Here is a 25,242-nt window from a genome sequence, read left to right on the forward strand (position 1 = left end):
CTTTCACGATAGACCTGCAACACTTCGGTCCACGATCATAAGCGGCACAATTGTTCCTCAAATGATCGTTGAAGAATAATAACGGTTCAACGTGTATTGTCAAATTGACGACATGAGGGCACAATGAAGCAACTTTTCAAAGTCGTTGAGGCACACCTTATGCCTACACGATGTCCTGCCAAACTTCGAACGCCAGAGTACGTAACAGACGATGGTTGACCGCTAGTATGAGATGGCGACAGGACAATTTTCATGAGCAAGTGGGTAGCAATCGTCCTCTTCATTGTGGCAGCGATCGCCCAGTCCATTGGCGGTCTGGCGTCGGGTAAGGCGGCAAAGACGCTTTGTTCCGACTCATGGTATCGATTCATCGAGGAGAACGTTCCGACGAGCGACGGCCAAGGGCATGGCCCGGACATCGGTTCAGACGAATGGAAGTCGGTGATCGAGTTCAAGCTTGGTATTCGGGACAAGCCGGATGTTCCGAGTCGTGACACCGAAGCCTGGTGCCGACACATCGATCAAATGGTTCTGGAGAACCGCACGTCATCGAAAAGTGTTGGGAATCCCGGCGGAGCTGCCAAGGCGCAAGGCCCCTCGTTCGCTTGTATCAATGTTATTGGCGGTAGCATCGAGGCGATGATTTGCAAGGATGAGGAATTATCTGCGCTCGATCGCAAGCTGTCCGATGTCTACGCTTCTGCATCGAAAAAAGCGAGCAACGAGCATCCTTCTGTCCTCAAGACAGAGCAACGCGGGTGGATCAAAGGGCGCGACGACTGTTGGAAAAGCGGAGACACACGCGGATGTGTCCGGGATGAGTACACACGCCGCATCGCCGAACTGCAGGCCAGGTATCGGCTGGTACCCCACAGTGGGCCGATCAGTTTCCTGTGCGGGGACACCTCCGCCAATGAGGTCGTCGCCATGTTTTTCCAGACCCAGCCTCCAACGTTGATTGCCGAACGCGGGGATAGCGTCTCGCTGATGTTCTTACAGCCGAGCGGCAGTGGGACTAAGTACCACGGTCGCAACGAGACCTTTTGGGAACATCAAGGGGAAGCGTTAATTACCTGGGGTTTCGGTGCGCCGTCGATGCATTGCAAAAAGACATCGTAATGCAAGCCCATACAGCTTAAACACCGACACGGGATATCTCAAACTGCCCACAGCGTTGTTTTTGGTCGGTAAATAGCAGGAGCAGACTGTCTCCGCGCCAGCTACATGGTCAACGGCGGCATCAACACCGACCCCATTTCCTGATATGACCAACCATTTTTTCTTCTCGTCACTCTCCCTCCCTTAATCGTCGGTTTTTAAAAACGGTTTGACTATGCATTTCGAAAATGTCAGGACATCCTACTTAATTGCCTGTTGTTTGATTTGGTCGATCGAGATTTCTTGCTCTTATAATCCCAAATTACTAAACTCCTACCGTTGATTGAAGAAATATATAAATCAATGTTAGCCCCCACTAAACAGTCATGGGAGAAGCGGAAGAAATACTCGATACTACAACGATTGGGCGTAACGATGCGATTCGTTTCGCGTCGCTCACTCTGGCGAACCTAGAATTCCTCGAGCAAGCCTGGCGCGCCGACCACAGTCGCAGCGACGGGTCCGGGATTCATCTTGTTACTCAGACCGTGAATTCTCTTCTCGGGCTCGTGGTGTTCACTTGTGAAAAGAAATACGTCCGGTGCACGTTGAGCGAACGGCTCGTCGATTTGGCCGAAAAGGGTTGGCCGTCATGGACTTTCACATTGGGTGGCGCCCCAAATCACACACTCGGCGAACTTATTTATCACCTCCGGAACGGCGCAGCTCATGCCAGACTAGCCTTCTCATCTGACAGCTCCCTTCCCGCTGACGTTCGGATTACGGTCGAGGATGCCTTGTCCAAGACAAGCCCGGTTTATTGGCGGGCATCGATCACCGCGGCCGATCTCTTGAAGTTCTGTCATCTTTACGGAAAGCATGTTGACGAAGTCATCGGCTAGTAGTGCGCGGGCTAACACGGAAATGGAGTGGACGGGCGGTGGCTCTAGGACGTGCGCGGCTCATTTGGAATGTCCAGCCAGCCGCAGGTGGCAACAGGGACATGAAACATAGCTGGATGGGTAGCTGACAGTCCGCAATCTCACTGCAGCTCAACCCCAACGTTCGGCTGCCATGGTACAGGAGCACTTGGCAGATGCTGAGGGCAGAGGGAGGTTCTCTCTAGTGCTTGATGACCGTTTGGGGAAGATGGGCTGAGTGACGACCAGTGACAGGAGGAGGAGCCATGATCAAACACTTCGACCACGTCACCATTGTGGTCAGAAATGTCGAGAAGGCCAAGCAGTTTTTCGGCCTGTTGGGGTTCAAGGAAGACAAGTCCGTCGTGATCGCAGGCCCGCAGTTCTCGAACTATATGGGAGTGGACGGTATCGAGGCTGAACACATCACGCTCGTGCTCCCCAATGTCTCACCACGAACGGAGGTGCAACTACTCAACTATCGTTCCCCGGATCCTCTCCCGGACCCGGCTATTCGCAATCTCACCAAACTGGGATTCAACCACGTCTGTTTTGCCGTGGACGATCTGGAGGCCGAGGTGGCAAAACTTCAAGCCCACGGCGTTCAACTCCGGAACGAGGTCATGGACTTCCATGACCGCAAGCTGGTCTTTCTTTCCGGACCGGAGGGCATCACTGTGGAACTGGCGGAATGGAATCAAAGCCGAAGGAAACGCTGAACCAGCCGCTGCAGCCGACGGTCGGCCGCCATGAGGGTCGCTGCGGCTGAGCTTGATCCATATGCGGTCTCGACTTTTCGGAAGGAATTGACATGAAGCGTGTATATGACCCAACGATTGAAAAGGTGGCACAGGCGTTCCCCCGCGTCGATGTCACAGACGTCCTGGGCGCGCGAAAGGTCGTAGCCGAATTCTGTGAGGCATTGCAGAAGTCAACGGGACGCCCCAGGCACGACCAAATTGAAGAAGTCGAAAAGACGATTCCAGGTCCCAAGGGTGCACCACCCCTGCCGATCCGCCTCTACGTTCCTAAGGATCGCACCGAGGCGGGACCGGCCTTCGTCAACTTCCATGGAGGGGCGTTCATTATGGGCGATTTGGAGAGTGAACATCCGCGTTGCCTCGCGATGACGGCCGATGGAGGAGCCGTCTCAGTAGGCGTTGATTACCGACTCGCTCCAGAGCATCCCTTCCCTGCAGGGGTGGAAGACTGCTATGCCGCTTTGAGATGGGTCGCCGCCAACGCAGAGGAACTCCAGGTTGATCCCAACCGTATCGCAATCGGAGGCGGTAGTGCAGGAGGTAATCTGTCTGCGGCTGTTGCGCTAATGGCCCGAGATCGCGGCGGGCCGAAAATTGCTTATCAGATGCTATTCTACCCGGTGGTTGACGACCGTTCTGAGACAGACTCCATGAAGCCCGGAACCGACCTGTACATCTGGGATTATTGGAACAATCTCCGCATGTGGGACCACTATATCGGGCGTGACCGCGATGAGGTGTCTCCGTATGCGGCACCGGCGCGGGCGGATAACCTCTCCGGCCTGCCGCCCGCTTACGTAATGACCTGTGAGCATGACCCTCTGCGTGACGAAGGCATCCTCTACGCGATGAGGTTGATGGCAGCCGGCGTCCCGGTGGAACTCCACCACTACCCGGGCACGGTCCACGGCTTTGACTTTCTGGCGCAGTCCGATATTTCCACGCTCGCCATAAGGGAAGGTGTCGAAGCGTTCAAGCGCGCCATGGGTAGGGCCTCATAACGTAGATAACTACAATAGGAACGCCGTGCCCAGGATCGTCGCCACAGTCCAGGTCGAAGATTTGCCGAAATGGGAGGAGAGTTTTAGAACGCATGAAGGGTTGTTCCGCCGACAAACGATCAATGGCCGGCACGATACAATTTTTTGTGCTGGACCAACGGTTCAAGTTCTAAGGTACTTGAACGGCATCGGGGGATCCATTGAAAAACCCCAAAACGGATACTTGATCCCGGTTTATTCGATGTTACTTTGGATCAACAGTAGACATACGAGACCGAATCATATGGATATGCCTCCTAACCACAGGTCGGAGTAGACGCCCTACATCGTGCGTTTTAGGCGTTCCTTGCGTTGGAAAGCTGTGAACTGTTACTCAAACTCGACATTGGAGGGAATCGAAAGGCAAGGAACAGGGTGAAGCTCCTTTATGTCTTAATTCCGTCGATCATAATAGCTGGCGGATACCTGAGGATATCCTCCCAATAGTTTCCCTCTTCACCCGCTTGTGGATCAGGGGCAATGGTCAGGTTATGGAACGTGACGTCGCGAAACCCCGCGTCGTAAAGCGCCGACTCATGAGCCCCCATCGGCATATAATAGTTCTCGATCTCAATCGTTGAGTCGTCTAAGTAAATTGTCCAGACGAGCGGGGCACCTTCATACGCTGATTCAGGCAACCGGGCCTGGAAACCATATTTTCGGTAGTCCGGCGGGTTGGCCTGCATTGAGTACAAATCCGGATTGACGATTAAGGTCACGAATCGTCCGCCGGATTTGATGCACCGCGCCAGCCCGCCACACATCATACTCAGTTCCTCATGATTGTACGCATAGACGAGTAAGCAAGTGGAAGTTGAGATATCAAACTTTTGTGCCGAGGTTGGCGCTCGTGCGTCCTCTACACGATATTCAATGCCGAGCGGTTCATAGGCCTCCTGCCGGCGAGCCAGCTCGATCATTTCTTCAGAAATGTCGACGCCGACCACCTCAGACGCACCGGCCTTGCGGAGCTCTCGTGTCAGCCATCCTTCCCCGCAAGCCACATCGACCACCGATTTATCGGCAAGATCCCCGATCAAGTTCATCATTGAATACAGCACGCTCCTGGTCCACCACGGTTGCTCTTTCGCTTTCTTGTATTGATTGGCAATCTGATTGTAGTCCGTCGTCATATGCGCCTCCGTCGTTGATGTCTGCACGAACCCTCTTCGTCGCGCCAGTGATCCGACTTTCCCCCTTTTACCGCATTGGTTTCCGCCATGCCAATTCTCTCGTCTCTTCTTCGATGTGTCATGGCAACACTCCAAGCTGTTGCGTCTGAAAGGAATAATAATCCGTCACCCATTTCAGGTAAAAAGGTATATCCTTGAGCTGTATGGGTGCACGCTGGATAAGGTGGGGTTCATAAGGAACGTGCATAACCCTTTTTCGGGTACTGGTTGAGCGCGTCCACAATCGATGAGAGCGGGAAGAGGGTCAACCTGCTGGCAGTCATCCGGGTCACACGGGTTTTTCACCGACCGGGTCTGGATTAAGTTCCAAAATTTGTTCCGTCACCTGTGCTTTACCTGTTGTTCAGTTCATAGGCTTTTTTCCCTTATGAAATAGGGTGGTTCATTCCCATCGTTTTGGTTTGCGCAATGAATGTGGTGGAGGAATGTCTGCGCCGTCCTGAAAAAAATTGGTGATATTGTTTTCTTTTTAGACAAAGAGAAATGCCTCTGCCATTCATGAGGACAAAATTTCGATTAATTGCATCATGCCTCGATCCTCATGGACCAGATTGTGGCAATGCAAGACATACTTGCCGGTAAACACCTCGTACCGGGTTCGCATGGTCACCGTCACAGGGGGATTGCTTCTGATAAGGATGGTGTCGCGCCAGACCGGGTCCACTGGTTTCCCGTTGATTTTGATCACTTGGAATGGATTGACGTGAATGTGAAACGGATGGCTGCCGTTCTTCGAGGATAACGTCCACTCCTGGACCCCATTGAGTGTCATTGTCCGATCCACACGAGTATGGTCGAACTCTTGCCCGTCAATCATGAACTGACCGTTGGCGATGTCAAATACCAATTCCGGCTGCTTAGGCGGGTCAGTGAGTTCTTGGTCTGTAATCGGGCGAAATGGAGCCAAAGGCCGAAGCTCGCGGTTGCTGGGGAGACTCATATTGATTCGTGGGCCCATTACCTGAATATTCGCCAAGAGTTGCTCGGATTCTGGATTTCCGTCCAGCCCGACTTCTTCCATCTTTTTTTTTAATCTGTATATGCCTTTGGGCCCCGCTTTGATCAACACGTCGGCGCGATTGCCGGGGGCCAGAAAAACCTCCTTACTCGTATCGATCTTTCCTAGGGTAATCCCATCAATGGCAATGACATAGAGATCTTGAGGAACGCCTTCTTCATTCACAAGTTCGATTGTGAGCAATTCATCGATGCCGGCATGGATCAAGCGCCAACGTTGAACCTCACCCGGCTGAAGGGTTAGCACCGGTTCCAATAATCCATTGATTGTGGTTGGCAACTGGTTTTCGGGCTTGTCGAACGGAATCCTGAGCTGCTGAAAAAGAAACACTTGATCGCGAGCCACCTTGATTTCCGGCACTTGATCAATATCGCCTTCAATAATCAACGCGCCGGCCATGCCTTCTCGCAATTGAGATGCTGTCGATCCATGCCGGTGCGCGTGATACCAGAAGGTTCCGGCATGATGATGGTCAGGAATATCAAACTGGAATTGAAGATCGTTTCCGGGAGGAATTTCGAGCAGGACATTGTCACTATTGCCCGTCGGTGAGATATGAAGCCCATGCGTGTGTAAATTGGTGGTGTTCGGGCAATTCTCGGTGTTGGGTGGGCCACATTCTCCTTGTTCCTGAGGGAGTTGGTTGAACAAGTAGACTTTCATGCGATCTCCGGCTTTGATTCGAAAAGTCGGACCAGTGAGCCCACCATCATAGGATCGATTCGGTGGGAGAGGTTCTCCGTTGAGTGTGTTGTTGGCAAAGGCCACACGCAATTGGGTATTAAGGAGCCCGTGCTTCGATCGACGCACTTCCGGCTGTGTAAAGTGTGCAATGCCTGACGAATTTGCGGTGAGCCCTGCTTCATCTATCACAGGGGTTGAAGTGGCTAGCCCCATGCCGTTCGATCCTGCAGCGGACAGTCTCTGAGGCCCTTCAGCACATGCAGCAAGACCGGATGCCAGAAGTCCACCACCCACACCGACTGCTGCCCGTAACAACTGACGTCGAGTTAAGGGAGATTCCTCTGAGGAGATTTTTTCGTGTGATAATGCCCTATGGTCCTCGGTCATTGCGTTCCTCCTTTTCAATAGGTGATCAGGATTTCACATACATGATATCTAGAAAAAAACGGAACAGCGGTACTTCTTCTATGGTCCATTGACGACTTCGAGGCGAGTCTGGTGGATCCGCGGGGCATCGCTTTGTATACTATCGCCTTGTGGATTTTCAATAAAGAGATATTGGCAAATATCTGAGAGTTTGTGGAGAAAAATTATGCCAGCCAAATATGACGCGATTGTGATTGGAAGTGGTCATAACGGACTGACATGCGCCTGCTATCTTGCGAAAGCCGGACTCAAGGTTCTTGTGCTGGAACAGTATCATTCAATCGGTGGCATGACCAACACGGAAGAGCTCATCCTACCCGGTTTTCAGTCAGACACACATGCGTTCTGCGTTCAGGTTGGAAGCTTTTCCCCGGCGCTCCATGAGCTGCAGTTAGCCCGATACGGTTTCGAGCTGATCTATTCCGATCCTTGCTTTTCCCACGTCTTCCCGAACGGTCGCTCGATCTCTGTCCGCCGGAATGTCGATGAGACGTGTCAGAGTATCGCTCAATTTTCAAAAATGGACTCTGCCACGTGGCGTGCGCTATTCGAACGATTTCTCACGGTGAAGGACCAGATTGCCGCCTCATTCAATACTCCACCACCTTCTTTTGCGGATCAAGCATCCACATTGCAGAATTTACCGGGTGGCCTGGACGAATACCGCTTTCAACTGCAAACCTTCCGGTCATGGTGTAACGAGATGTTCGAGGTGGATGAAACAAAGGCTCTATTCGGGTCCTGGGATTTGCATGTGGGGACTTCTCCGGATGATGTGGGCGGCGCGAGTATGGCATGGCTCTTCACGATGGTGATTCAGCACTTTGGAAACAACGTGGTGAAAGGGGGTATGCGTAATTTACCCCTGGCACTTGCTGGTTTCCTGGAAGCACACGGGGGAGAAATAAAAACGGAAGCCCGAGTCAATGACATCATCGTGGAGAATGGGAAGGCGATTGCCGTACGGCTTGCTGGAGGGGAAGAGGTGGAGGTTGGCACACTGGTCGCTTCAAATGTTGATCCTCAACAACTCGTTCTCCACCTGCTCGGCGAAGACCGGGTAGGGACGAACCTTGCCAAGAAGATGCGGCAGTATGAGTTGGGGGAATCGGTTATGGTCGTCTACCTTGCGCTTGATAGCCCTGTCGAGTACAAAGCGGGACCGCTGGCCGGGCAATCTGTCTATGTCCATCCCACCCCGGCGTCCCTGGATTACTTTTCTCGTCTTTTCCATGAAGTTCGTGGTGGTCGTTTACCAGCAGAGCCATTTTGTCTTGTGTGTAACGACTCTGCCGGAGACTCCACGCGCGTGCCTTCCGGCAGGGGTTTAATGAAACTCGTCGTGCAACCTGTTCCATATGCCCTGAAGGACGATGCCACCGGCAAGATTAGGGGGAGAACTTGGAACGAAGCTAAAGAACCCTTTGCGGATTATGTCATCGATAGGTTAACGAGGGATTATATCCCCGATCTTCGAAACAAAATTTTGAAAAGAGTTGTCCATAGTCCCAAGGATCTCGAGGAGTTGATGCCGAGTGCCCCTCAAGGGACGATTACGCATGGCGCCTTCGTGCCCTATCAGATGGGCTCCATGCGTCCGATACCTGAGTTGGGACATTATCGGTCTCCGGTTCGCAACGTTTATTTGTGCGGGTCCGGCAGCCATCCGGGGGCGGGCGTGACCATGGCGCCGGGACGAAATGCCGCACAAATTATCTACCAGGATCTCAATCTCGATTTTGCAAAAACCCTCGCCACGCATTAATTCCTAGACTCTCATCCGTTCTCGGGCTTTCTACCGAGCAAGAGGCCATTGGCTCCGGGAGAACGAATTGGAATACGGCGCACGTCTGTGAATCCCACTTCCTTCAACCAGGCCGTGTACTCACTCCAGGTATAGTTCCTGCTTTTCGTATTGATTAACATGCACAGTGACATCATGGCAGCCGCGAGTGGCCCTGTCTTATCGTCGTCCATCATCAGTTCGCTGACAATGATAGAACCACCTGGCTCAAGAGCGTCTAAATATTTCCGCAGAGCAAGTCGAACAGTGATAAGGAATTTTGTGTAGTGGTACAATTTGAAAAGGAGACTGACGTAAGGGTGAAACGAGAGGATAAATGAGAGGTCAGTTTCTCCCCATACCTTTTGTCATGGTTGGTTGGCCATATCCCTGATGACATGTTGCAGTCCCGTGACCACACGTGCGAGGTGGCCGAAGTGAATGTGATCAGGGGTATCGTTCGAGGTGTGGTAATTCGGATCTCGAAATAGAGCGGTATCCGTGACCATAAGGGCAGGGAATCCTTCCTGCCAGAATGCCCAATGATCCGACCAGCCCACTCCGGGCAACAATTCAGGTAACGCGGCCCCTTCTGAGGGAAATTGGGTGTGCTGCCGAAAGAATCCTACCGCCTTCTGCACCCAATCCCTGTTCCCAATGTTACTCACAAAACCGATGAAATTTCCCTTTGATGGGTAAATGAGACTGAGCGGTGGTGGGTATCTTTGGCTGTTCGGTGCCTCAGAATAGTAGCCAATTGTTTCAAGGCTGAGCATGAGGATAATGCGTTCATTCTTCTGGCGACTGCGTTGGGCATATACGCGGCTCCCCATACTTGTGGTTTGAAAGAAGGGGGGTTCCTCGTTGGAGAAGGCTACAAACCTGAGGGTGCGAGAAACAGGGGATTGGGCGAACTGCCGGGCCAGGACCAACATTGCTGCGATTCCGGTCCCGTTATCATTCGCGCCGGGACTCCCCTTGACCGAATCATAATGCGCGCCAATGACCAGGATGTCTTCACGTCGATCCGTGCCGGGTACTTCCGCTTCGATGTTTTCACAGATGTTTCCGGAAACGTCGAATTTTTGGTCGAGGACATCATATCCGGCTGCTTTGAATTCATCGCGAATATATTCGGCTGCAAGCAGGAGTTTGTCGTAGTGAAAGAGATTGCGTTCTCCTATTTGAATGCTCAGCATGTGGACATGGGTGTGGAGTTTTTGCTCCAGGTCACGTGTTTCGTCGGTCGCTAATGGCAAGGCTCCTTGATAACTACTCCCCGGCATCCAAATCATTCCGTACCATCCTCCTGCACACACAACGAACAACGTTCCCGCCATGACGACCCACCGTGAGGTGTTCATCTTTCTTCTCCGACCTTTCAGAATCAGGGTCGATCCATTCCTGCACGTGAATTCGCCCACAGAGGTGCGGTGTTATTTGGCATTCTTCAGTAGGATAGGCTTATGTGATGAAATAGCAATGGGATCGCCATTAGGCACAGATGCTTCGCTTTCGGCTGGGGATGACATATTGGAAATAATCCATCGTTATTTAAGATTCCATTACTTTTCGGGCAACCAACCAGCCATGACACAGCGTTGTGCGAAGAGCGGCACGAAGCTTTGTGTGTCGAGGGAAATCGTATACATGAATTGGTCTGCCAATGTTTGATCGGCGAAGCATTCATAGACATCATCCAAAAATCCCCCACGGAGCAACGGGTGATACAGAAACTCTTGGCCTGGACCGGTCTGCACTTCCAGGGGATATTCGGTCACGTCAATGTTGATCAACCCGCAGGTTTCCAGCCATGTTCTGGCATCCAACGCAGAAGGCCGTTCGGCGAGATAGTCCGCAAATTTCTCTCGCTCTTTTGTGAGCCCTTGTTGGGTCATTTCCCGGTCCACGCGTTTCCATAAAGAATCAAAGGTTCCAAGGGAGGGGAAGGTGAGAACCAATTGCCCTCCAGGCTTGAGAAAACGAGCCAATTGCTGAAGGGCTTCCAGGCGGTGAGGCCGAAAAAACATGAATGACAGGTTGCCCGTGATGCGATCAAATTGGCCGAGTTCGGGTGGCAACGTTCGGACATCCCCATGCCCAAATTTCAGCCAGGGGAAATACGGTCCCTGAACGGCGCGGGCGCGAATGAGTTGGGCGTGATTGGCATCAATTCCGACGACTCGGCCACCTGGTCCAACATGATGAGCGAGATAAAAAGCAGGAATCCCATCCCCACAGGCCACATCCAGTATTGTGGCGCCTTCAAAGAGGTCCAAATGGGTCAAGAGGCTTTCGGCAAACGGTCTCGACCAGGGGTCTTTTTTCGGCAGTTCACAGAGCCATGCCGGCGGGGTCTTCAGCGAGGACGAATGAGAAGGATTAGGCATCATGAGTTATCAGAGTTAAACACCTCGGAAACCCTAACATGTTGGGGACGGTCTGGACGAGTGTGCCTGCCTACCAACACATTCTTAATGGTCTGTTGTGCGGAACAGATTTTTTTAACGGCCGCAATGGCACCTTTCCATATTCCCATTTAGAAGGGCAGAGATTTAAAGTCAGTCCAACAGCTTTTAAGGATTTCCTCATTTACCGGGAGGTCAACGAATGGTCCCGATCATCCTCAATGATGACTTCGTGAAGCAATGTTCTGTTCGCATCGAACCACTCTATGTGGACCGACGGATTGAATTGATCGGATTGAACCGTAATTTTTCCGAAATTGGGTGAAGTGTTATTCAAGTACTCAAATCTTGGGTCCTCACTAGAAACATCCAGGTGCATCGGGGCAGCCAGTGGGCCGAAAATATATTCCTTGAGATTAATTATCCCAGGCATCGGACTTACCGCAGCATAATGCACATCTCCGGCAAGAAATAGCAGGCCCGTGATGCCATTTTTTCTTAAAAATTCCAGAATCTCATCACGCTCTTCGGGATATTCTCCCCATTTATCGACGCGGGGATCTGAAAACGGTACTGAAGAGATAATAAACTTAAATTTGGCGGAAGAAGCCGCGAGCTGTGCAAACAGCCATTGTTTTTGATCTTCTCCCAACATGGAATTGGTTGCCGGATTTCGATATTGGCGGGTGTCCAAGAGAAAGAGTTCCACGGCCTTTCCCCAGCGAAAATTTCGATAGAGGCGCGTTGAGTCTTGCCTCTGTCGAAGAATTGGCCAATAATCAAAAAAGGCCTGGCGACCAATAGGTAGGAGGAGATGCGTTGAGGTGAAGTCATTGTCCACCTCGTGATCGTCCCACATCACATAGACACCCGTTTCGGCGAAAAGCCGTTTGGCAAATCCATCCCGGTTTTCTCGATACTTATTCCAATAGGCTGATAATTCCCTCGCGGGCGGATCTTTATCTGCGTAAATGGTGTCGCCCAAAAACACAAAAAAATCGGGATTCACCTGACGCACGCTTTCCAGTATCGAAAACGGCTGAAAACTATGTCGCGTATCGCCGCTAATGACAAAAGTAACCGTTGTGGAATCCTCTGCGAGGGGTGCCGTAAGGAATTGGCATGGCTGACTGGGATTTTTCCCTTGCATCAGGCTCCGATACCAATACCGGGTTTTTGGTTTCAGAGCTCCGAGGGGAATCTGTGCGGTGAAATCGGTTTCCGGAGTCGTTGAGACCATCTCGGTTTCTTGAAAGGAAGACCACTGTGGGTCGGTGGAATATTGAATTGTCAGGGTTTGAGCGTCGGAGGTTTTGATCCAGACGATGGCTTCATCTGGTGTCACATCTCCCACGGCGCAATTGAATTCGATGCTCTCTTGCTCTGCACTATCCGGAAATTCTACGGAGGCACACCCTCCCAGCGCTCCGCAAAGCCCGAAGAGCAATGCCCATTCTTTTCTGTCAGTCGGGGCAAGTCCCCAACGCCTTAGCCAGTGGGATTTCTGCTTCATTGTTATGGTGAATCCTTTTAAATTTTTCCAGCCGGTGGGAATCCCCAGTGAGTCATAGAGATAGGAGTCGGAAGGGGATGAAGCCGATTTCGAATAATTTCCTGAAACCTTTTAGCGCGCGACAAGCACTCCAGATAAAATGAAAGAGTGAAGGTCTCTCGTCAAAATTTGCGCCTTTGCGCTTGCAACGAATACAATTTTGCTAGTCTCCCTGAAAGACGAAGAAAAGAGCAACATCCATGACGCCGTCTCCCTTTCTCTATATTGCCTTGCTTGGGGCATTCTATCTCACTTTCCAGGAGGAGGCTGTCTTCGCTCATCAAGCTGATCACCAACCTTCTTACCGGGTTCAGCCTGTGGCGATGAATGCCACGCCGTTTTCTTCCATTCAACCACGGACAAAGCTTCCGATTGAGCCGGATGAATTCGACCCTCGGGAAATCAATGCCTACTATGATTGGCGCAACGATATGTTTTTCAGGGAATTCGACCTGACCGGTTCCGGGTCCGTGAATTTCATGACGGCACGTCGGACCTATAAGGTCTGGCTTGACGAGTTTGGCACTCCGGTTGTCCTGACGGTTGGCGACCCGGTATTTTTTTGGATTGATTTAAACGGAAACGGGAAGTTTGAGCAGGAGTTGGGTGAAATGTTCAAAGATTCCTATGAGGATGGGGTTACCGGGAACGAAGAGCCCTATGATAATAGCGATCTTCAAGAGCCTGCCGGTCCTGGCCCCCAATGGAATCCTCCACCACAGGGAGGCTTTAAGCAACCGCCCTGTGACCCCCGGTTCGGGTGTTGAAGGCTATCAGATCCCGTGACCATCCAGGCTTCAGGTCCCTTTCATTTATCCGCGAACTGAAATACCACCTGCAAATTTGCTTGGGCGTCTATGGTGACCACCTGGCGCTGTTCACCCAACACCGGATGCCGGACCAATAAGGTGTACGTTCCCGGAGGAATTTCCTTAATTGTGAACCGACCCTCCTGATCGGAAATGGCGAAATACGGATTGTCCACTACATACAGCCAATTCTGCATGAAGTCATGGCGATTACAAATGATCCGCACCACGACACCGTCTTCCATTTTGTCTGGGGGAAATACCCGTTCGATTGCATCATGGGGCTGAAGGTCCTGATTATGGACCGTACGCAGAATTTTTCCCTTGGTATCCTTGGATACAAAGGAGTGCAGGACATGCTTGACCGAATCCTGGTTTTGAAATCGCACGGCTTCATTGGCTGTGATAACACCCGTGAAGGGACCAAAATTACATCCTTTGGTTTTGACTTGAAGCCCGAGGGACTCCCCTCCCAGGTATCGAAATGCACCCTCGCCCGGTAAATTCCCCGTGAAGGTTTTTGGGGAGAAAGATTTTCCCGTATTGACGCCCTCCAGCACGACCACAGCACCAGTCAAGAATCCATCTCGAGATTCAACTTTCATGAGGCTTCGTTCCTGGCCACAAACCTCAGGATTTTTTTCTACCTTAAAGTGTAAAGGCTCTGGCGGGGAGCCTAGGAAAGAAACCCTTCCATGGATGGATCCACCAGCCTGGACATTCCCCACTTCATACGCATGGGACGCACCGAGCCCCATGACCAGGGATAGACTAGCCAGTAATATCCACAACACATTGTTGTTCTTCATGGTCCATCTCCTTTTTCCTAGGCTCTCCAGAATCTGAGCCATCCCTATCCAATCTTTTTCCTACATGACCATTTGCCATCCAACCCAAAAAGACCAGGCTTGCCTCAATTGCGGACCGTCGAGATATTGATAAATTGGCGCGCCAGCTTCAACATTCAAATGATTCTCGAGGCCCATAAACTCCGGAAACAGAATATTCACACCTCCCATAAGGTCCAACCGCTGTCCCCCTTGTCGATCAGGATCCGCAGTTGGGACAAGAGGGATTTGTGCCGGTCCGACTGTGGTTTGGAGTTGGCCGTCTTCTCTCTTGATGTTGTACCATTGTTGCCAGTTCAATCGCGCAGACGTGCTGATCCAATCAGCCCAACGGTAGGCCCCCCAGGTGTTCACCTTATATCGATTGCCCTCCTTATAACCCTGATTATTGTGTCCAATACGAACGGTTCCAAGTGCCTGAAATCCCCACGAAACATCGTTCCGGACCCCCGTATAGGTCAGCCCGGGTAACAGATCGACGGTTCCGGAACCCAAGCGCATCGGATAGGGCAGCAATGAGTTATTCCCTAACGGTGTGTTATCCGTTGGAGTGATATCTCCGGTCGGCAGAGATATACCGGTATTCAAATGAAACCGATGGGAACCGATACTGGGCGTTTCAAAGGCATATAATCGCCAAAGGGCCGCCAACTTGGTATCCCCGAATCCACTGGAGTTGGTCGAAAAATTTGCCCCGGCTCTGTTTTGATGCTCCATATCTTTCATGAGATACGGAAGCATGGCCATCAGGGTAACCGTATCATTCAAGCCATACATCGCACTGAACATGTGCATCTGTGTCGTCATGTTTTTGGGAGTCACCGCAAAATCTTTTAACACGTCATTGTTGGACAGGTTGTCGGTACCATTCCGCATCTTGTCCATATACATGTACATATACCGGTAGGTGAACATGAATTCACCCTTGTTATGGGTATGGTCCTGCATCACTCCGACCGGAGCGTGGGAATCGGGTCTTTCGGCCTGATAAAAATTCCCGATGACGACCCGTTCCCCTTTTTCTTCGGCCTTCTTCCCTAAGGATTCTTCTACGCCCCCCATGAAACCATCCAATAAGGCGGCTTCAGTAGGTGCAAGGGCACAGAGCATTCCAAAAATTCCAACGATGAGTCCATTAAATAGATATCGAATATTCCCAGTCATATTTTTTGCCGATCCTTTTTGGATTAAAATTTTCAATTAATCCAGTCACAATAAATAAATGATGTTGAAATATTTTTAAATTAATCGGTATCGGGTAACGGGTTTTTCCAAAGAGCAAATTTCCGCTCGCAAACAATTCTCGCGAACGCATACAAAAATAAAAAACGCGTAACACCGAATGTGTTTGAAACCCAAGATATGCGTAATGATAAAAACTACAGGCAGGGAGGAGGAGCTCGGGAAGCTGGAATAATAACGAGAATGACTTGAGGGGCGATAGGACGCCAATCTTCGATTCGAAGAAGAGACTTAACCGGCCCATCCACCAGCACCCGGTTGGTCTCTAGTGTTTGCCCTGCAGCACAAAACCAGGTACACAGAAATGTGGAATGAGTCCCTTGATGGTGTTGGGAATGGTGTTGACTGTGTTCAACTGCCTGAGCGGTGAGGACGGCACTCAGGACCATTAAACAAAAAACCAGACAGGCAACAAATAGGGGTGAAATGCGCTTCATTTTGAGAGTGCATAAAGTTTTAAGGCCTTTAATTTCACTAACAGATATGGAGCCCTCACTTCAACCCTATGAGGATGGGGCATTTTTCTACAATGGCCGTATTAACAAGGCTTTAGAAGGCCTAAGGGAGGGTTTGAGGCGTTGGAATTGTATCGAACGATCCAGCCATTGCCGATTTGCGAGTCCTGCACCCAAAGGGATACTTTTTCAAGATACGGTTGGGTAACGACTCAAAGAGCATGAAAAGCTCGTGGGCAACCTCACTAAAATAACCTCGATTGCCCGCGAGGCTCTCACTTTATCGGAGTATGAAAAGGAATTTTCTGAAAATTTATCCGCTGAATTAATCCACCCCGATTCTGGGTTCAGAGACACTTCCAAAATAGACCAGAAGATCCCGTGCAGAAATTAATCCAACAATTTCCGGTCCATCACATACAACGAGATGGCGAACGCCTAAGTCACCCATCAAATCCAACGCATCGTGCGAAGTTTGGGCCAACTGAATAATAGGGAGAGGGGAGGTCATGAGACTCTCTACTTTGGTCGCATCCAGGTTTTTCTTGAGGCCAACGGCCTTATGGACAATAGCTGTATCAGTAATGATTCCAACTGGAATTCCTTTCCGTTCAACCAGCAAGCTCCCGATTCCTTCTGTCTGCATTTTTTCCGCCGCGTGAGTGATTGAAGAACCTTCAGGGATTGTTTTCAATTTCTTCTGCATAATTTGGACAATCATGTATTGTTCCCTTCTAAATGAAGTTTGTGATATTTTTGATTATACCAGTTTTCCCCATACCGTCACCGTACTTTATTCTTTCCAATCAAATGCCTATCAAGGAGGCAGGACGGGTCAACCTTGCAACGAAATTCAATTTCCAGACCCCAAAAAGCCTCGGAAGCGCTCAAGGTAAGACAAACCTCTTTCGATGATAATGGGCGAAATTTTTGGAAAAGCGTTTTTTAATTCGAAGCGGCTTCTTTAGCAATGACTCCATGCCCGGTATTTTACTCCACAATAACCCTCTTTTGAATCCCCCAAGACCCATGGTCTTGTAAATGCAGCTTTTGAGAGTCTCCAGATGTTACCCTATTTCTATGCATTCCGAACTCTCACAAAAAGCCCAAAGTGATCCAGAAGGGGAATCCAGGCCTTCACCCAAAAAAAGGATCCAAACCCAAATTCACCGACGTCAGAAAGCGAAGGCAGTTTCTCCATTGGAAGACGAGTGGAATGACCAATCTGATAACCCTCCTAATCTTCGAACTCCTTCGTCGGAGATGAAAAAATAGTAGTTATTCCGGTGTTTGTTGGATGATCGCCAGGGGGGCTGGCTTCCTTGACCATGATGTATGTGCGTAGTTCGAATTCAAGTCAGGCGTGGGATGAAAACCCGCCCCTAAATTTATATCTTTGGGTCTGTACCTCCACCGCTTCAAATTGTCCATTGTCCCCTGATTCTATCCGTGGCTTTTTCCACTAATTGGGCATTGGTCGGTCATAAAAACATTGCTCCTCCCACATTCCAGTTTCTGCGCCCAGCATACTAAACAGGATGAAATTTCTCCTCCTAGATTTCTTGTGATGATTGGAGAAGGAGTTTCGTTAAGAATGGGAATTTATAGCAAAAAAGATGAAATAGGCATATAATAACCAATAGGCATTTTTCTTAAGCAAAGTAACTTATGTTTGTAGCCATGGCTAATATAACCCAAAATTAAACTTAAGAAAGAAGGCCACGATAGTCTTACCTTTTTCTGAATTTAACAGAGGATAGATTGTGAATAAATGTATTGAACCCTGACTGAAGCAATAGAGGCCCAACGCCATTCTCGCTATAGTGGGAAGGAATTTGTCTCTTTTCACTTCGGTTCATCAGCATAGTAATGCTAATAAAACATTTTCAGAGCCATTCCCCGAATTTTTTTATGGCCTAAATTGGGATGAAATCTTATGAAAAGTTTCCATTCAATCTCGACTTTGAGTCCAGTTGGTCTAAATGGTCCATCAGTCCGTGGGTCTTTCGTTCCATTGATTCACAAAAAAATAGGGTGTTACGATGCCGGCCTCGGTAGAAGGCTTTGAATTGTAAACTATTTTTAGGGGAGTCCCCAGATGTCTGGCTCAGACCTTCTCCTTGAGTATCTGACTAAATACCTTCCTATCCTTATCTTCGTCGGCCTTGCTATGGGGTTTGGCGTGGTCACTCTTGTTCTTTCCCATCTGGTTCAACCTAAATATCCCGAACCGGAAAAACTTTCGACTTACGAATGTGGATCTGAACCATTTTCAGATTCACGAATGCCATTTCCGATTCGGTATTATGTTATTGCAATGCTGTTTGTGATTTTTGATATCGAGGTGATCTTCCTTTATCCTTGGGCCATTACGTTCAATCAGTTGGGCGTGATCGGTTTTATCGAAATGATGATATTCATTGGATTATTTGTCGTTGCGTATGTGTACGCTTGGCGCAAAGGGGCCTTGGAATGGGATTAATTCAAATTGGAAAGCCGCCAAAGGACGGGGAATTGGGAGTCATGACCCTTTCCCTGGAAAAAGTGGTGAACTGGGCGCGGAAAGGTTCTCTCTGGCCTATGACGTTCGGCCTCGCCTGCTGCGCCATTGAGATGATTGCGGCGGTTTCATCCCGTTATGATATTGACCGGTATGGTGCAGGAGTGTTCCGCGCCTCTCCCCGTCAATCTGATTTGATGATTGTGGCCGGAACCGTCTGTCGCAGGATGGCGCCGGTTATTCGCAAAATTTATGACCAGATGCCTGAGCCAAAATACGTGATATCTATGGGATCATGTGCCACATCCGGCAATATCTATGATAGTTATAGCGTGGTTCAAGGAGTCGACCGGTTCGTTCCCGTTGATATTTATGTGCCTGGTTGTCCTCCAACCCCGGAAGCATTGTTTGATGGGATTTTGAAATTGCAGGATCGAATCATGCAGAAACGGGTGTTCACCAAACAACCCGAACAGGTCAAAGTCTAAGGAAACCCACGAAACATTCATGCATCCGATCGCAGAAAAAATCCAAAGCCGATTTCCTGAAGGGTTTGTGGGGGCCAATGAATGGCGGGGAGACCTGACGGTTACCGTGAGGCGGGAAGCTTTGCATGATGTCTGTTCATATATTCGAAAAGATCCTGACCTGGACTACGATTACATGGTACATGTTAGTTCAGTGGATTGGCCTGATGACGAAGAACGATTTGAAGTGGTCTATGAAGTGTACTCAATCCGGAAACGCCACCGTATCCGAATCAAAACCCGGGTTCCCGAACACGACTGTCTGGTTGATTCCATGACGGATCTTTGGATGGGAGCGGATTTCATGGAACGGGAAGTGTTTGACATGATGGGCATCCGGTTTAATCATCATCCTGACCTTCGCCGCATTTTGATGCCTGATGATTACACAGAAGGATATCCGCTTCGAAAAGATTTCCCCGTTCAGGGGAAAGGTTGGCGTGATACCTTTGATTTTTTAAACGACCCGACATAGTTACCTGGTCCCTTGTCGGGAAAAGACCAAAAGGTTTAGGTAGATATCATGAAGCTGGAAGATCAACGTACGACCGTCTACAAAGTCGATCCGAATAACCCGGAAACGGAGTCTTTGCCGACGCTTCGGACGGAAGAACTGCTATTAAACATGGGGCCACAACACCCGAGTACACACGGGGTATTAAAGGTCATTTTAGAGCTTGAGGGTGAGCGGATTGTGAAATCTACCCCGGTATTAGGCTTTCTTCATCGAGGAGTCGAAAAACTGGCTGAAGATGGGACATATCACCAGTTTATCCCTCATACGGATCGGCTGGATTATGTCTGCGCGATGTATAACAATTTCGCCTACTGTCGGGCAGTGGAAAAACTCATGGATATTACTGTTCCCGACCGGGCGGAGTATCTCCGGACTCTCGTGGCTGAGGTGCAGCGTATTATCGGCCATCTGTTCTGGTTGGGCACTCAGGCGCTGGATATCGGGGCGATGACCGTGTTCTTTTATACGTTTCGTGACCGGGAGATTCTGTTGGATTGGTTTGACGAATTATGTGGTGCCAGATTGACTACCAGCTGGTATCGGATTGGTGGCGTCGAACGGGACTTCACCCCTTCGTTGATAGACAAAGTCCAAAAGTTCCTGGACTACTTTCCTCCCAAGATTGAAGAATATGTAGTGTTTTTGGAAAAAAACCGCATCTGGTTAGCCCGGACACGCGGTGTGGCGGTAATCTCCGCAGAAGATGCCCTGAGTTTTGGATTGAGCGGTCCGACCTTGCGAGGATCCGGGGTTGATTATGATCTGCGGAAATATGAACCCTATAGTGCCTATCCTAAATGTGAATTTAGCGTTCCTGTGGGAAAAAATGGAGACACCTATGATCGGTACTGGATTCGGATTGAGGAAATGCGTGAAAGCGTCAAAATTGTTCAACAATGTTTGAATCAAATGGAACCGGGCCCGATCATGGCGGATGTGCCGAGTGTGACCTTGCCTCCTAAGGATAGGGTGTTCACGAATCTTGAGTCCATGATCCAGCAATTCAAGCTTTTTTCGCAGGGATTTGATGCGCCGGCCGGGGAAATCTATTGCGGAACGGAAGCCCATAAAGGCGAACTGGGATTTTATATCGTGAGTACGGGTGGGGGTCGGCCTTACCGTCTGAAAATTCGTGCTCCCTCCTTTATTCATATGGGCGCCTTCGATTATATGGCCAAAGGCTATATGATTGCCGATGCGGTCACGATTTTTGGCACGTACGATATTGTCATGGGGGAGTGTGATCGGTAGTGTTGTCTGCTGTACCATTCTTTGAAGCTATGTTGTTGGTTTTTTCTAGAAAAGGACATCAATGGGATTAAAGCCTGTCACCACGCCTGACGTCGAGGCGGCGACGATTGAACTCACCTTGGATGGCGAAGTCGTCCAGGCCAAGGAAGGAGTCTCCCTCTATGACGTCATTTCCAGCACGGGTAAAATTGTGCCCGCGATGTGTTACCACTATACTTTCGACCCTTTCGGATCCTGTGGAATGTGCCTTGTTCTTCAGGAGGGAAAGAAAGCACCTGTCCGGTCATGCACTGCGAAGGCCGCGGCCGGGATGGTCATCCAGACCGAAGGAGAAGATCTGTTTCTCGCCAGGAAAAAAGCGGTGGAGAAACATCTTTCCGTCCATCCGCTGGATTGTCCGGTGTGCGATGCCGATGGTCATTGCGAACTGCAGGACATGGCCTTTCAACATGGCGTAACCAACTTAGCCAACGCGAAGCAAAAAAATATTCCGGAAGATACACGCAGCCTGGTTCTTGATTTTAACATGAACCGCTGCATCGCCTGTGGAGAATGCATCAATATTTGCAAGGACGTACTACGAATTGATGCTTTGCAATTTATGAAAAAGGGCGGTTTTACTCAGGTGGTGGCGAAGGGTGATCAAGCCTTGGACTGTGAATTCTGCGGTGATTGCCTGGCGGTGTGTCCAGTTGGGGCCATCACCAATAAATTCTCAAAATATGCCTATAAACCCTGGCAGCTCAAAAAAACGACCACGACGTGCAATTATTGCGGCGACGGTTGCCAAATTTATGTGGAAACCAAAGATACGGAAGTTGTTCGGGTGACTTCCCCTCTTTCCTGGAAGAACAAATGGGGAGATCGGACAGATACGATAAATGGGCACGACGGAATCTGTGTGCGTGGCCGCTTTGGGTTTCAATTCATCGATAGTGCCACTCGCCTCAAAACCCCGTTGGTTCGTACCGAATCCGGATTGCAGCCATCCCCCTGGCTTGATGCCTTGGATATGGCCTCAGGGCGCTTAGCCCATGTCAAAGCGCAATATGGGGCGCAGGCAATTGCCGGGCTCATTACAGCCCGGTGTACCAACGAAGATCTGTATGTATTTCAAAAATTTATGCGATCGGTTATTGGCACGAATCATTTGGACAGCAGTGCCAGATATGGGCATCTGAATTTTGTCAGGGCCATAAAACATGCTTTGGGCCTTCATCGTATGATGAATACCTCGGAAGAGATTAATAAAGCGAAGGCAGTCCTCATCATTGGAGCCAACATTACAGAGACCAATCCGGTCGCGAGTTTGCGGGTGAAGTCGGCTATGGGGCTGTATAAGGCTCAAACTATTGTTGTGGATTCAATGCAAACCAATATCGCGAAACTGGCCTCTCACCCTATGATGGTGAAGCCAGGGACCGAGGGTCTGTTTATTCAAGGTCTAGTGAAGTCGGTCATGGATCAGGATTTGATCGACGAAGAAGCCACGTCGGCATTTCCCGAAGCCTTGAATTCACTAAGACAGGCTGTTGGTGTGCTCTCCCTTGAGGATGTTGCCAACCAGACCGGTGTGAATCCTGACCAAATCCATGAGGCTGCTCGAATTTTTGCAGAGGCGCCCCGGTCGATCATCATTTGCGGGGAGGGCATTCTCCGACATGCCGGAGGCTATCAACATATGTTGAATCTTATCGATCTGGCCTGGGTAACAGGAAAGCTCGGTCGAAAGGGATGCGGCATAAACACCTATACCGAGGAAGCCAATGAACAAGGAGCGGTTGATATGGGCGTCGCACCGGAGTTTCTGCCCGGTCCGGTTTCCTTCACTGATTCTCAAGCCCGGGAGACATTTGCTCGTATCTGGGGCAACAATCTTCCGGATGTTGACCGTGGAGCCAATCTCACGGAAATCCTTGACCGCTGTCAAAATGGTGAAATTAAGGCGCTCTATCTGGTTGGCGAAAATCCATTGGAGACCCTTCCCGCCTCCTATGATGTTACAAGTGCATTAGCGAAGTTGGAAGTTCTCATTTGCCAGGACCCCTTCATGACGGAAATCGCCAAAATGGCCCATGTCGTTTTTCCTGCTTCAACATTTGCGGAAAAAGACGGCACAGTGACCAATCAGGAGGGAAAGGTCCAATTTCTCCGTCCGGCTCTAGATTCTCTTGGCGAAAGTACTTTGGATTGGCACATTATGGTCGGAATGGCCAACGGGTTGGGCTCGCCCATGGAATACGAAACGACCCAGGATATTCAAAATGAAATCCGAAAAGTCCTACCGGGTTATTATAATCTGGGGAAGGTTGCCCACGAAGCTCCAGACCTTTCGGGATATTTCTTGAAGGCTTTTCCAGAGGAGGTTGCCTCGCGGTATTCCGTAGTGAGGAAGAGTCCCACTCAACGGACTTTTGCCTTACGCATGATTCAATTAATTTATCATTCGGGAAAACTTTCCACCCGGGCATCCGGCCTCATGGAAATTTCACCAAATTCGTCACGTCTTCGAATGAGCGCCCAGGACTTCAATGATCTTGGTCTGAGTGCTCATGATCGGGTGCGGATCACTTCAGAGCAGGGCGAAGTGGAGATGGGAGTGGAGGTGGATATGTCTATGATGTCAGGGACTTGTGCGGTTCCCGAACATTTCAATGATCCACCGGTGAAAGACCTGATGTCGCATCAGGTCGATCCTGTCACAGGGGTTCCCTATTTCAAGTTGACCTATGTTTCTATTGAAAAGGCCTGATCAGAAAGACCAGTCACCAGACAATGAGTAGTTCTAGCGAGACAAAAAAGTTTTTCGACGCCGTGCTGTTCAAAGAAATCTGGACTGCCATGAAGGTGACGTTTAAGCATATGCTGCATCGCCCTATCACCTTTCAATATCCACGTGAGAAACGAACGATTCCTGACGCCCATCGTGGGGCACTTTGCCTGCTACGCTATGAAGATGCGACAGAACGCTGTGTGGGTTGCGATTTGTGTGAAGCGGCTTGTCCTTCACGCTGCATTAAGGTTATCAGCGAAGAAGACAAAACTCTCCCCCTTCAACGGTATGCCTCCGAATTTTACATCGACATTACGAAGTGCGTGTTTTGTGGATACTGTGTCGAAGCCTGTCCGGTAAATGCCCTGGCGATGACGAAGGTCTATGAATTTTCGACTCATGATAAGAGGACCCTCCTCTTTGACAAGGCGCGGCTCTACCAAATTGGAGAGCGTCATATAGATGATGCCAAAAAGTACCTCTATGCTCATAACCAAGAGAAGGAAGGGGAGGAAGGCCGCGCCTACCGCTACCATTTCCCTGTTTCAATAAAAAGCACCCAGGAACCGTAGTTTCATCATGATGTGGCTTCTTTTTGGATATTTTGCCACGGTAAGTGTCGTGGCAGGGGTTTTGACTGTGGCCTTGCGAAATGCCGTGCATTGCGCTATGGCCTTGCTGACGCTCCTGCTCCATGTGGCGGGTCTGTTTGTCCTATTGAATGCGGAATTCCTTTTTGCGGTGCAAATCATCGTGTATGCCGGAGCGATTCTTATTTTGTATCTTTTCGTGTTGATGTTGATGAATTTAAAAACGGAGGACCAGCATCTTCATAAAAAATATGCCCTCCTGTTGTTTGCCGGAATGGCAATTTTTGGAGAACTTCTGATTCTTCTGGTGCAATCTCCCTATGGAGGTGTGATTGGAACGGCGACGCCTGACCTCATCCTGCAAACGGGGCCCAGCCATGCCATTGGAATCACGATGTTTAGTGATTATTTGTTGCTTTTTGAAGTGATTGGGATTTTCCTGTTAGGGGCCGTGATTGGCGCAATCGTCCTTGCTAAAACACCGGCGAAGACTGACCCCCAAGAAGAACCCGTCATTTCTTCCATGCCCTAAAGCCCGGTAACGATGATTCCCCTTTCTGCCTATGTGGCACTCAGCGCAATTTTGTTTATGACCGGACTCGTCGGCGTCCTGATCCGGAGGAATTTCATTGTCGTCCTGATGTCCGTGGAGATTATGTTGAACGCTGCCAATATCAATTTGGTGGCTTTTTCTCATTACCTTCATTCCATGTCAGGGCAAATGGCCGCACTCTTTATCATTGCCGTGGCCGCAGCGGAAGCCGCGGTAGGATTAGCGATTATCATTGTGGTGTTTCGTGGAAAAATGGCTACGAACGTCGATCAAATTAATATTTTGAAGTGGTAA

24 protein-coding genes are annotated in these 25,242 nt (G+C 49.8%); 14 read left to right on the forward strand and 10 right to left on the reverse strand.

The features are described 5' to 3' along the window. Positions 1-252: 252 nt before the first annotated feature. The 4 genes from ACWHYD_RS01090 to ACWHYD_RS01105 all read left to right on the forward strand — a co-directional run bounded on the left by ACWHYD_RS01090 (position 253) and on the right by ACWHYD_RS01105 (position 3,780). Complete coding sequence (locus tag ACWHYD_RS01090) at positions 253-1,119, forward strand: MliC family protein (RefSeq protein WP_447964103.1); 867 nt, start codon at positions 253-255, stop codon at positions 1,117-1,119. A 365-nt stretch (positions 1,120-1,484) separates the two neighbouring features. Beyond that, a complete protein-coding gene (locus tag ACWHYD_RS01095) occupies positions 1,485-2,000 on the forward strand; it encodes a HEPN family nuclease (RefSeq protein ID WP_447964104.1) in 516 nt (171 codons plus the stop codon). 284 nt (positions 2,001-2,284) lie between these two features. After that, positions 2,285-2,737, forward strand: coding sequence for a VOC family protein (locus ACWHYD_RS01100; protein WP_447964105.1), 453 nt, complete (start codon positions 2,285-2,287; stop codon positions 2,735-2,737). Positions 2,738-2,829: 92 nt separating this feature from the next. Continuing rightward, positions 2,830-3,780 carry an alpha/beta hydrolase gene (locus tag ACWHYD_RS01105; RefSeq protein ID WP_447964106.1) on the forward strand — a complete coding sequence of 317 codons (951 nt, stop codon included), beginning with the start codon at positions 2,830-2,832 and terminating at the stop codon, positions 3,778-3,780. Positions 3,781-4,205: 425 nt separating this feature from the next. Here ACWHYD_RS01105 and ACWHYD_RS01110 read toward each other — a convergent pair whose 3' ends face one another. Both ACWHYD_RS01110 and ACWHYD_RS01115 read right to left on the reverse strand, forming a co-directional pair. Further along, complete coding sequence (locus tag ACWHYD_RS01110; protein ID WP_447964107.1) at positions 4,206-4,979, reverse strand: class I SAM-dependent methyltransferase; 774 nt, start codon at positions 4,977-4,979, stop codon at positions 4,206-4,208. A gap of 529 nt (positions 4,980-5,508) precedes the next feature. Continuing rightward, the gene (locus ACWHYD_RS01115) at positions 5,509-7,101 is read right to left on the reverse strand and encodes a multicopper oxidase family protein (protein ID WP_447964108.1); all 1,593 of its coding nucleotides are present in this window, start codon (positions 7,099-7,101) and stop codon (positions 5,509-5,511) included. A 205-nt stretch (positions 7,102-7,306) separates the two neighbouring features. Here ACWHYD_RS01115 and ACWHYD_RS01120 point away from each other — a divergent pair, with 205 nt between their 5' ends. After that, entirely contained in the window at positions 7,307-8,905 is a 1,599-nt protein-coding gene (locus ACWHYD_RS01120; protein WP_447964109.1) for a phytoene desaturase family protein, read from the forward strand. Positions 8,906-8,916: 11 nt separating this feature from the next. Here the strand turns inward: ACWHYD_RS01120 and ACWHYD_RS01125 are convergent, their stop codons facing one another. The 4 genes from ACWHYD_RS01125 to ACWHYD_RS01140 all read right to left on the reverse strand — a co-directional run bounded on the left by ACWHYD_RS01125 (position 8,917) and on the right by ACWHYD_RS01140 (position 12,844). Further along, positions 8,917-9,219 (reverse strand): methyltransferase, encoded by a 303-nt coding sequence (locus ACWHYD_RS01125; RefSeq protein ID WP_447964110.1) that lies wholly within the window; start codon positions 9,217-9,219, stop codon positions 8,917-8,919. Between the two features lie 72 nt (positions 9,220-9,291). After that, complete coding sequence (locus ACWHYD_RS01130) at positions 9,292-10,287, reverse strand: M28 family peptidase (RefSeq protein ID WP_447964111.1); 996 nt, start codon at positions 10,285-10,287, stop codon at positions 9,292-9,294. A 201-nt stretch (positions 10,288-10,488) separates the two neighbouring features. Beyond that, positions 10,489-11,316, reverse strand: coding sequence for a class I SAM-dependent methyltransferase (locus ACWHYD_RS01135; protein ID WP_447964112.1), 828 nt, complete (start codon positions 11,314-11,316; stop codon positions 10,489-10,491). Between the two features lie 199 nt (positions 11,317-11,515). Further along, the gene (locus tag ACWHYD_RS01140; RefSeq protein ID WP_447964113.1) at positions 11,516-12,844 is read right to left on the reverse strand and encodes an alkaline phosphatase D family protein; all 1,329 of its coding nucleotides are present in this window, start codon (positions 12,842-12,844) and stop codon (positions 11,516-11,518) included. Between the two features lie 239 nt (positions 12,845-13,083). Here ACWHYD_RS01140 and ACWHYD_RS01145 point away from each other — a divergent pair, with 239 nt between their 5' ends. Then, complete coding sequence (locus tag ACWHYD_RS01145) at positions 13,084-13,650, forward strand: hypothetical protein (RefSeq protein WP_447964114.1); 567 nt, start codon at positions 13,084-13,086, stop codon at positions 13,648-13,650. A gap of 41 nt (positions 13,651-13,691) precedes the next feature. Here ACWHYD_RS01145 and ACWHYD_RS01150 read toward each other — a convergent pair whose 3' ends face one another. The 4 genes from ACWHYD_RS01150 to ACWHYD_RS01165 all read right to left on the reverse strand — a co-directional run bounded on the left by ACWHYD_RS01150 (position 13,692) and on the right by ACWHYD_RS01165 (position 16,958). After that, positions 13,692-14,501, reverse strand: coding sequence for a hypothetical protein (locus tag ACWHYD_RS01150; protein WP_447964115.1), 810 nt, complete (start codon positions 14,499-14,501; stop codon positions 13,692-13,694). 60 nt (positions 14,502-14,561) lie between these two features. Next, positions 14,562-15,704, reverse strand: coding sequence for a transporter (locus ACWHYD_RS01155; RefSeq protein WP_447964116.1), 1,143 nt, complete (start codon positions 15,702-15,704; stop codon positions 14,562-14,564). A gap of 215 nt (positions 15,705-15,919) precedes the next feature. Next, complete coding sequence (locus ACWHYD_RS01160) at positions 15,920-16,219, reverse strand: hypothetical protein (protein ID WP_447964117.1); 300 nt, start codon at positions 16,217-16,219, stop codon at positions 15,920-15,922. 343 nt (positions 16,220-16,562) lie between these two features. Then, positions 16,563-16,958, reverse strand: a complete 396-nt coding sequence (locus ACWHYD_RS01165) for a CBS domain-containing protein (protein WP_447964118.1) — start codon at positions 16,956-16,958, stop codon at positions 16,563-16,565. 1,377 nt (positions 16,959-18,335) lie between these two features. Here ACWHYD_RS01165 and ACWHYD_RS01170 point away from each other — a divergent pair. From ACWHYD_RS01170 to nuoK, 8 genes are all read left to right on the forward strand, one after another. After that, positions 18,336-18,719, forward strand: a complete 384-nt coding sequence (locus ACWHYD_RS01170; RefSeq protein WP_447964119.1) for an NADH-quinone oxidoreductase subunit A — start codon at positions 18,336-18,338, stop codon at positions 18,717-18,719. Further along, complete coding sequence (locus tag ACWHYD_RS01175) at positions 18,710-19,225, forward strand: NADH-quinone oxidoreductase subunit B (RefSeq protein ID WP_447964120.1); 516 nt, start codon at positions 18,710-18,712, stop codon at positions 19,223-19,225. Before ACWHYD_RS01170 ends, ACWHYD_RS01175 begins: the two co-directional genes overlap by 10 nt. A gap of 19 nt (positions 19,226-19,244) precedes the next feature. Then, a complete protein-coding gene (locus ACWHYD_RS01180; protein WP_447964121.1) occupies positions 19,245-19,739 on the forward strand; it encodes an NADH-quinone oxidoreductase subunit C in 495 nt (164 codons plus the stop codon). Between the two features lie 45 nt (positions 19,740-19,784). Continuing rightward, positions 19,785-21,032, forward strand: a complete 1,248-nt coding sequence (gene nuoD, locus ACWHYD_RS01185; RefSeq protein WP_447965801.1) for an NADH dehydrogenase (quinone) subunit D — start codon at positions 19,785-19,787, stop codon at positions 21,030-21,032. A 61-nt stretch (positions 21,033-21,093) separates the two neighbouring features. Beyond that, the gene (locus ACWHYD_RS01190; protein ID WP_447964122.1) at positions 21,094-23,784 is read left to right on the forward strand and encodes a molybdopterin-dependent oxidoreductase; all 2,691 of its coding nucleotides are present in this window, start codon (positions 21,094-21,096) and stop codon (positions 23,782-23,784) included. A 23-nt stretch (positions 23,785-23,807) separates the two neighbouring features. Further along, entirely contained in the window at positions 23,808-24,377 is a 570-nt protein-coding gene (gene nuoI, locus ACWHYD_RS01195) for an NADH-quinone oxidoreductase subunit NuoI (RefSeq protein ID WP_447964123.1), read from the forward strand. Positions 24,378-24,384: 7 nt separating this feature from the next. Beyond that, on the forward strand, positions 24,385-24,927 hold the full coding sequence (locus ACWHYD_RS01200) for an NADH-quinone oxidoreductase subunit J family protein (protein ID WP_447964124.1): 543 nt from the start codon (positions 24,385-24,387) through the stop codon (positions 24,925-24,927). Positions 24,928-24,939: 12 nt separating this feature from the next. Next, entirely contained in the window at positions 24,940-25,242 is a 303-nt protein-coding gene (nuoK, locus tag ACWHYD_RS01205; RefSeq protein ID WP_312645914.1) for an NADH-quinone oxidoreductase subunit NuoK, read from the forward strand.

The organism is Nitrospira sp. Ecomares 2.1 (assembly GCF_965152585.1).

What these genes read in the sequence shown, in the direction of transcription:
- ACWHYD_RS01090 (WP_447964103.1), top strand. Translation starts at nt 253, where the DNA reads ATGAGCAAGTGGGTAGCAATCGTCCTCTTCATTGTGGCAGCGATCGCC.
- ACWHYD_RS01095 (WP_447964104.1), top strand. Translation starts at nt 1,485, where the DNA reads ATGGGAGAAGCGGAAGAAATACTCGATACTACAACGATTGGGCGTAAC.
- ACWHYD_RS01100 (WP_447964105.1), top strand. Translation starts at nt 2,285, where the DNA reads ATGATCAAACACTTCGACCACGTCACCATTGTGGTCAGAAATGTCGAG.
- ACWHYD_RS01105 (WP_447964106.1), top strand. Translation starts at nt 2,830, where the DNA reads ATGAAGCGTGTATATGACCCAACGATTGAAAAGGTGGCACAGGCGTTC.
- ACWHYD_RS01115 (WP_447964108.1), bottom strand. Translation starts at nt 7,101, where the DNA reads ATGACCGAGGACCATAGGGCATTATCACACGAAAAAATCTCCTCAGAG.
- ACWHYD_RS01120 (WP_447964109.1), top strand. Translation starts at nt 7,307, where the DNA reads ATGCCAGCCAAATATGACGCGATTGTGATTGGAAGTGGTCATAACGGA.
- ACWHYD_RS01130 (WP_447964111.1), bottom strand. Translation starts at nt 10,287, where the DNA reads ATGAACACCTCACGGTGGGTCGTCATGGCGGGAACGTTGTTCGTTGTG.
- ACWHYD_RS01135 (WP_447964112.1), bottom strand. Translation starts at nt 11,316, where the DNA reads ATGATGCCTAATCCTTCTCATTCGTCCTCGCTGAAGACCCCGCCGGCA.
- ACWHYD_RS01140 (WP_447964113.1), bottom strand. Translation starts at nt 12,844, where the DNA reads ATGAAGCAGAAATCCCACTGGCTAAGGCGTTGGGGACTTGCCCCGACT.
- ACWHYD_RS01145 (WP_447964114.1), top strand. Translation starts at nt 13,084, where the DNA reads ATGACGCCGTCTCCCTTTCTCTATATTGCCTTGCTTGGGGCATTCTAT.
- ACWHYD_RS01150 (WP_447964115.1), bottom strand. Translation starts at nt 14,501, where the DNA reads ATGAAGAACAACAATGTGTTGTGGATATTACTGGCTAGTCTATCCCTG.
- ACWHYD_RS01155 (WP_447964116.1), bottom strand. Translation starts at nt 15,704, where the DNA reads ATGACTGGGAATATTCGATATCTATTTAATGGACTCATCGTTGGAATT.
- ACWHYD_RS01160 (WP_447964117.1), bottom strand. Translation starts at nt 16,219, where the DNA reads ATGAAGCGCATTTCACCCCTATTTGTTGCCTGTCTGGTTTTTTGTTTA.
- ACWHYD_RS01165 (WP_447964118.1), bottom strand. Translation starts at nt 16,958, where the DNA reads ATGATTGTCCAAATTATGCAGAAGAAATTGAAAACAATCCCTGAAGGT.
- ACWHYD_RS01170 (WP_447964119.1), top strand. Translation starts at nt 18,336, where the DNA reads ATGTCTGGCTCAGACCTTCTCCTTGAGTATCTGACTAAATACCTTCCT.
- ACWHYD_RS01175 (WP_447964120.1), top strand. Translation starts at nt 18,710, where the DNA reads ATGGGATTAATTCAAATTGGAAAGCCGCCAAAGGACGGGGAATTGGGA.
- ACWHYD_RS01180 (WP_447964121.1), top strand. Translation starts at nt 19,245, where the DNA reads ATGCATCCGATCGCAGAAAAAATCCAAAGCCGATTTCCTGAAGGGTTT.
- ACWHYD_RS01190 (WP_447964122.1), top strand. Translation starts at nt 21,094, where the DNA reads ATGGGATTAAAGCCTGTCACCACGCCTGACGTCGAGGCGGCGACGATT.
- nuoI (WP_447964123.1), top strand. Translation starts at nt 23,808, where the DNA reads ATGAGTAGTTCTAGCGAGACAAAAAAGTTTTTCGACGCCGTGCTGTTC.
- ACWHYD_RS01200 (WP_447964124.1), top strand. Translation starts at nt 24,385, where the DNA reads ATGATGTGGCTTCTTTTTGGATATTTTGCCACGGTAAGTGTCGTGGCA.
- nuoK (WP_312645914.1), top strand. Translation starts at nt 24,940, where the DNA reads ATGATTCCCCTTTCTGCCTATGTGGCACTCAGCGCAATTTTGTTTATG.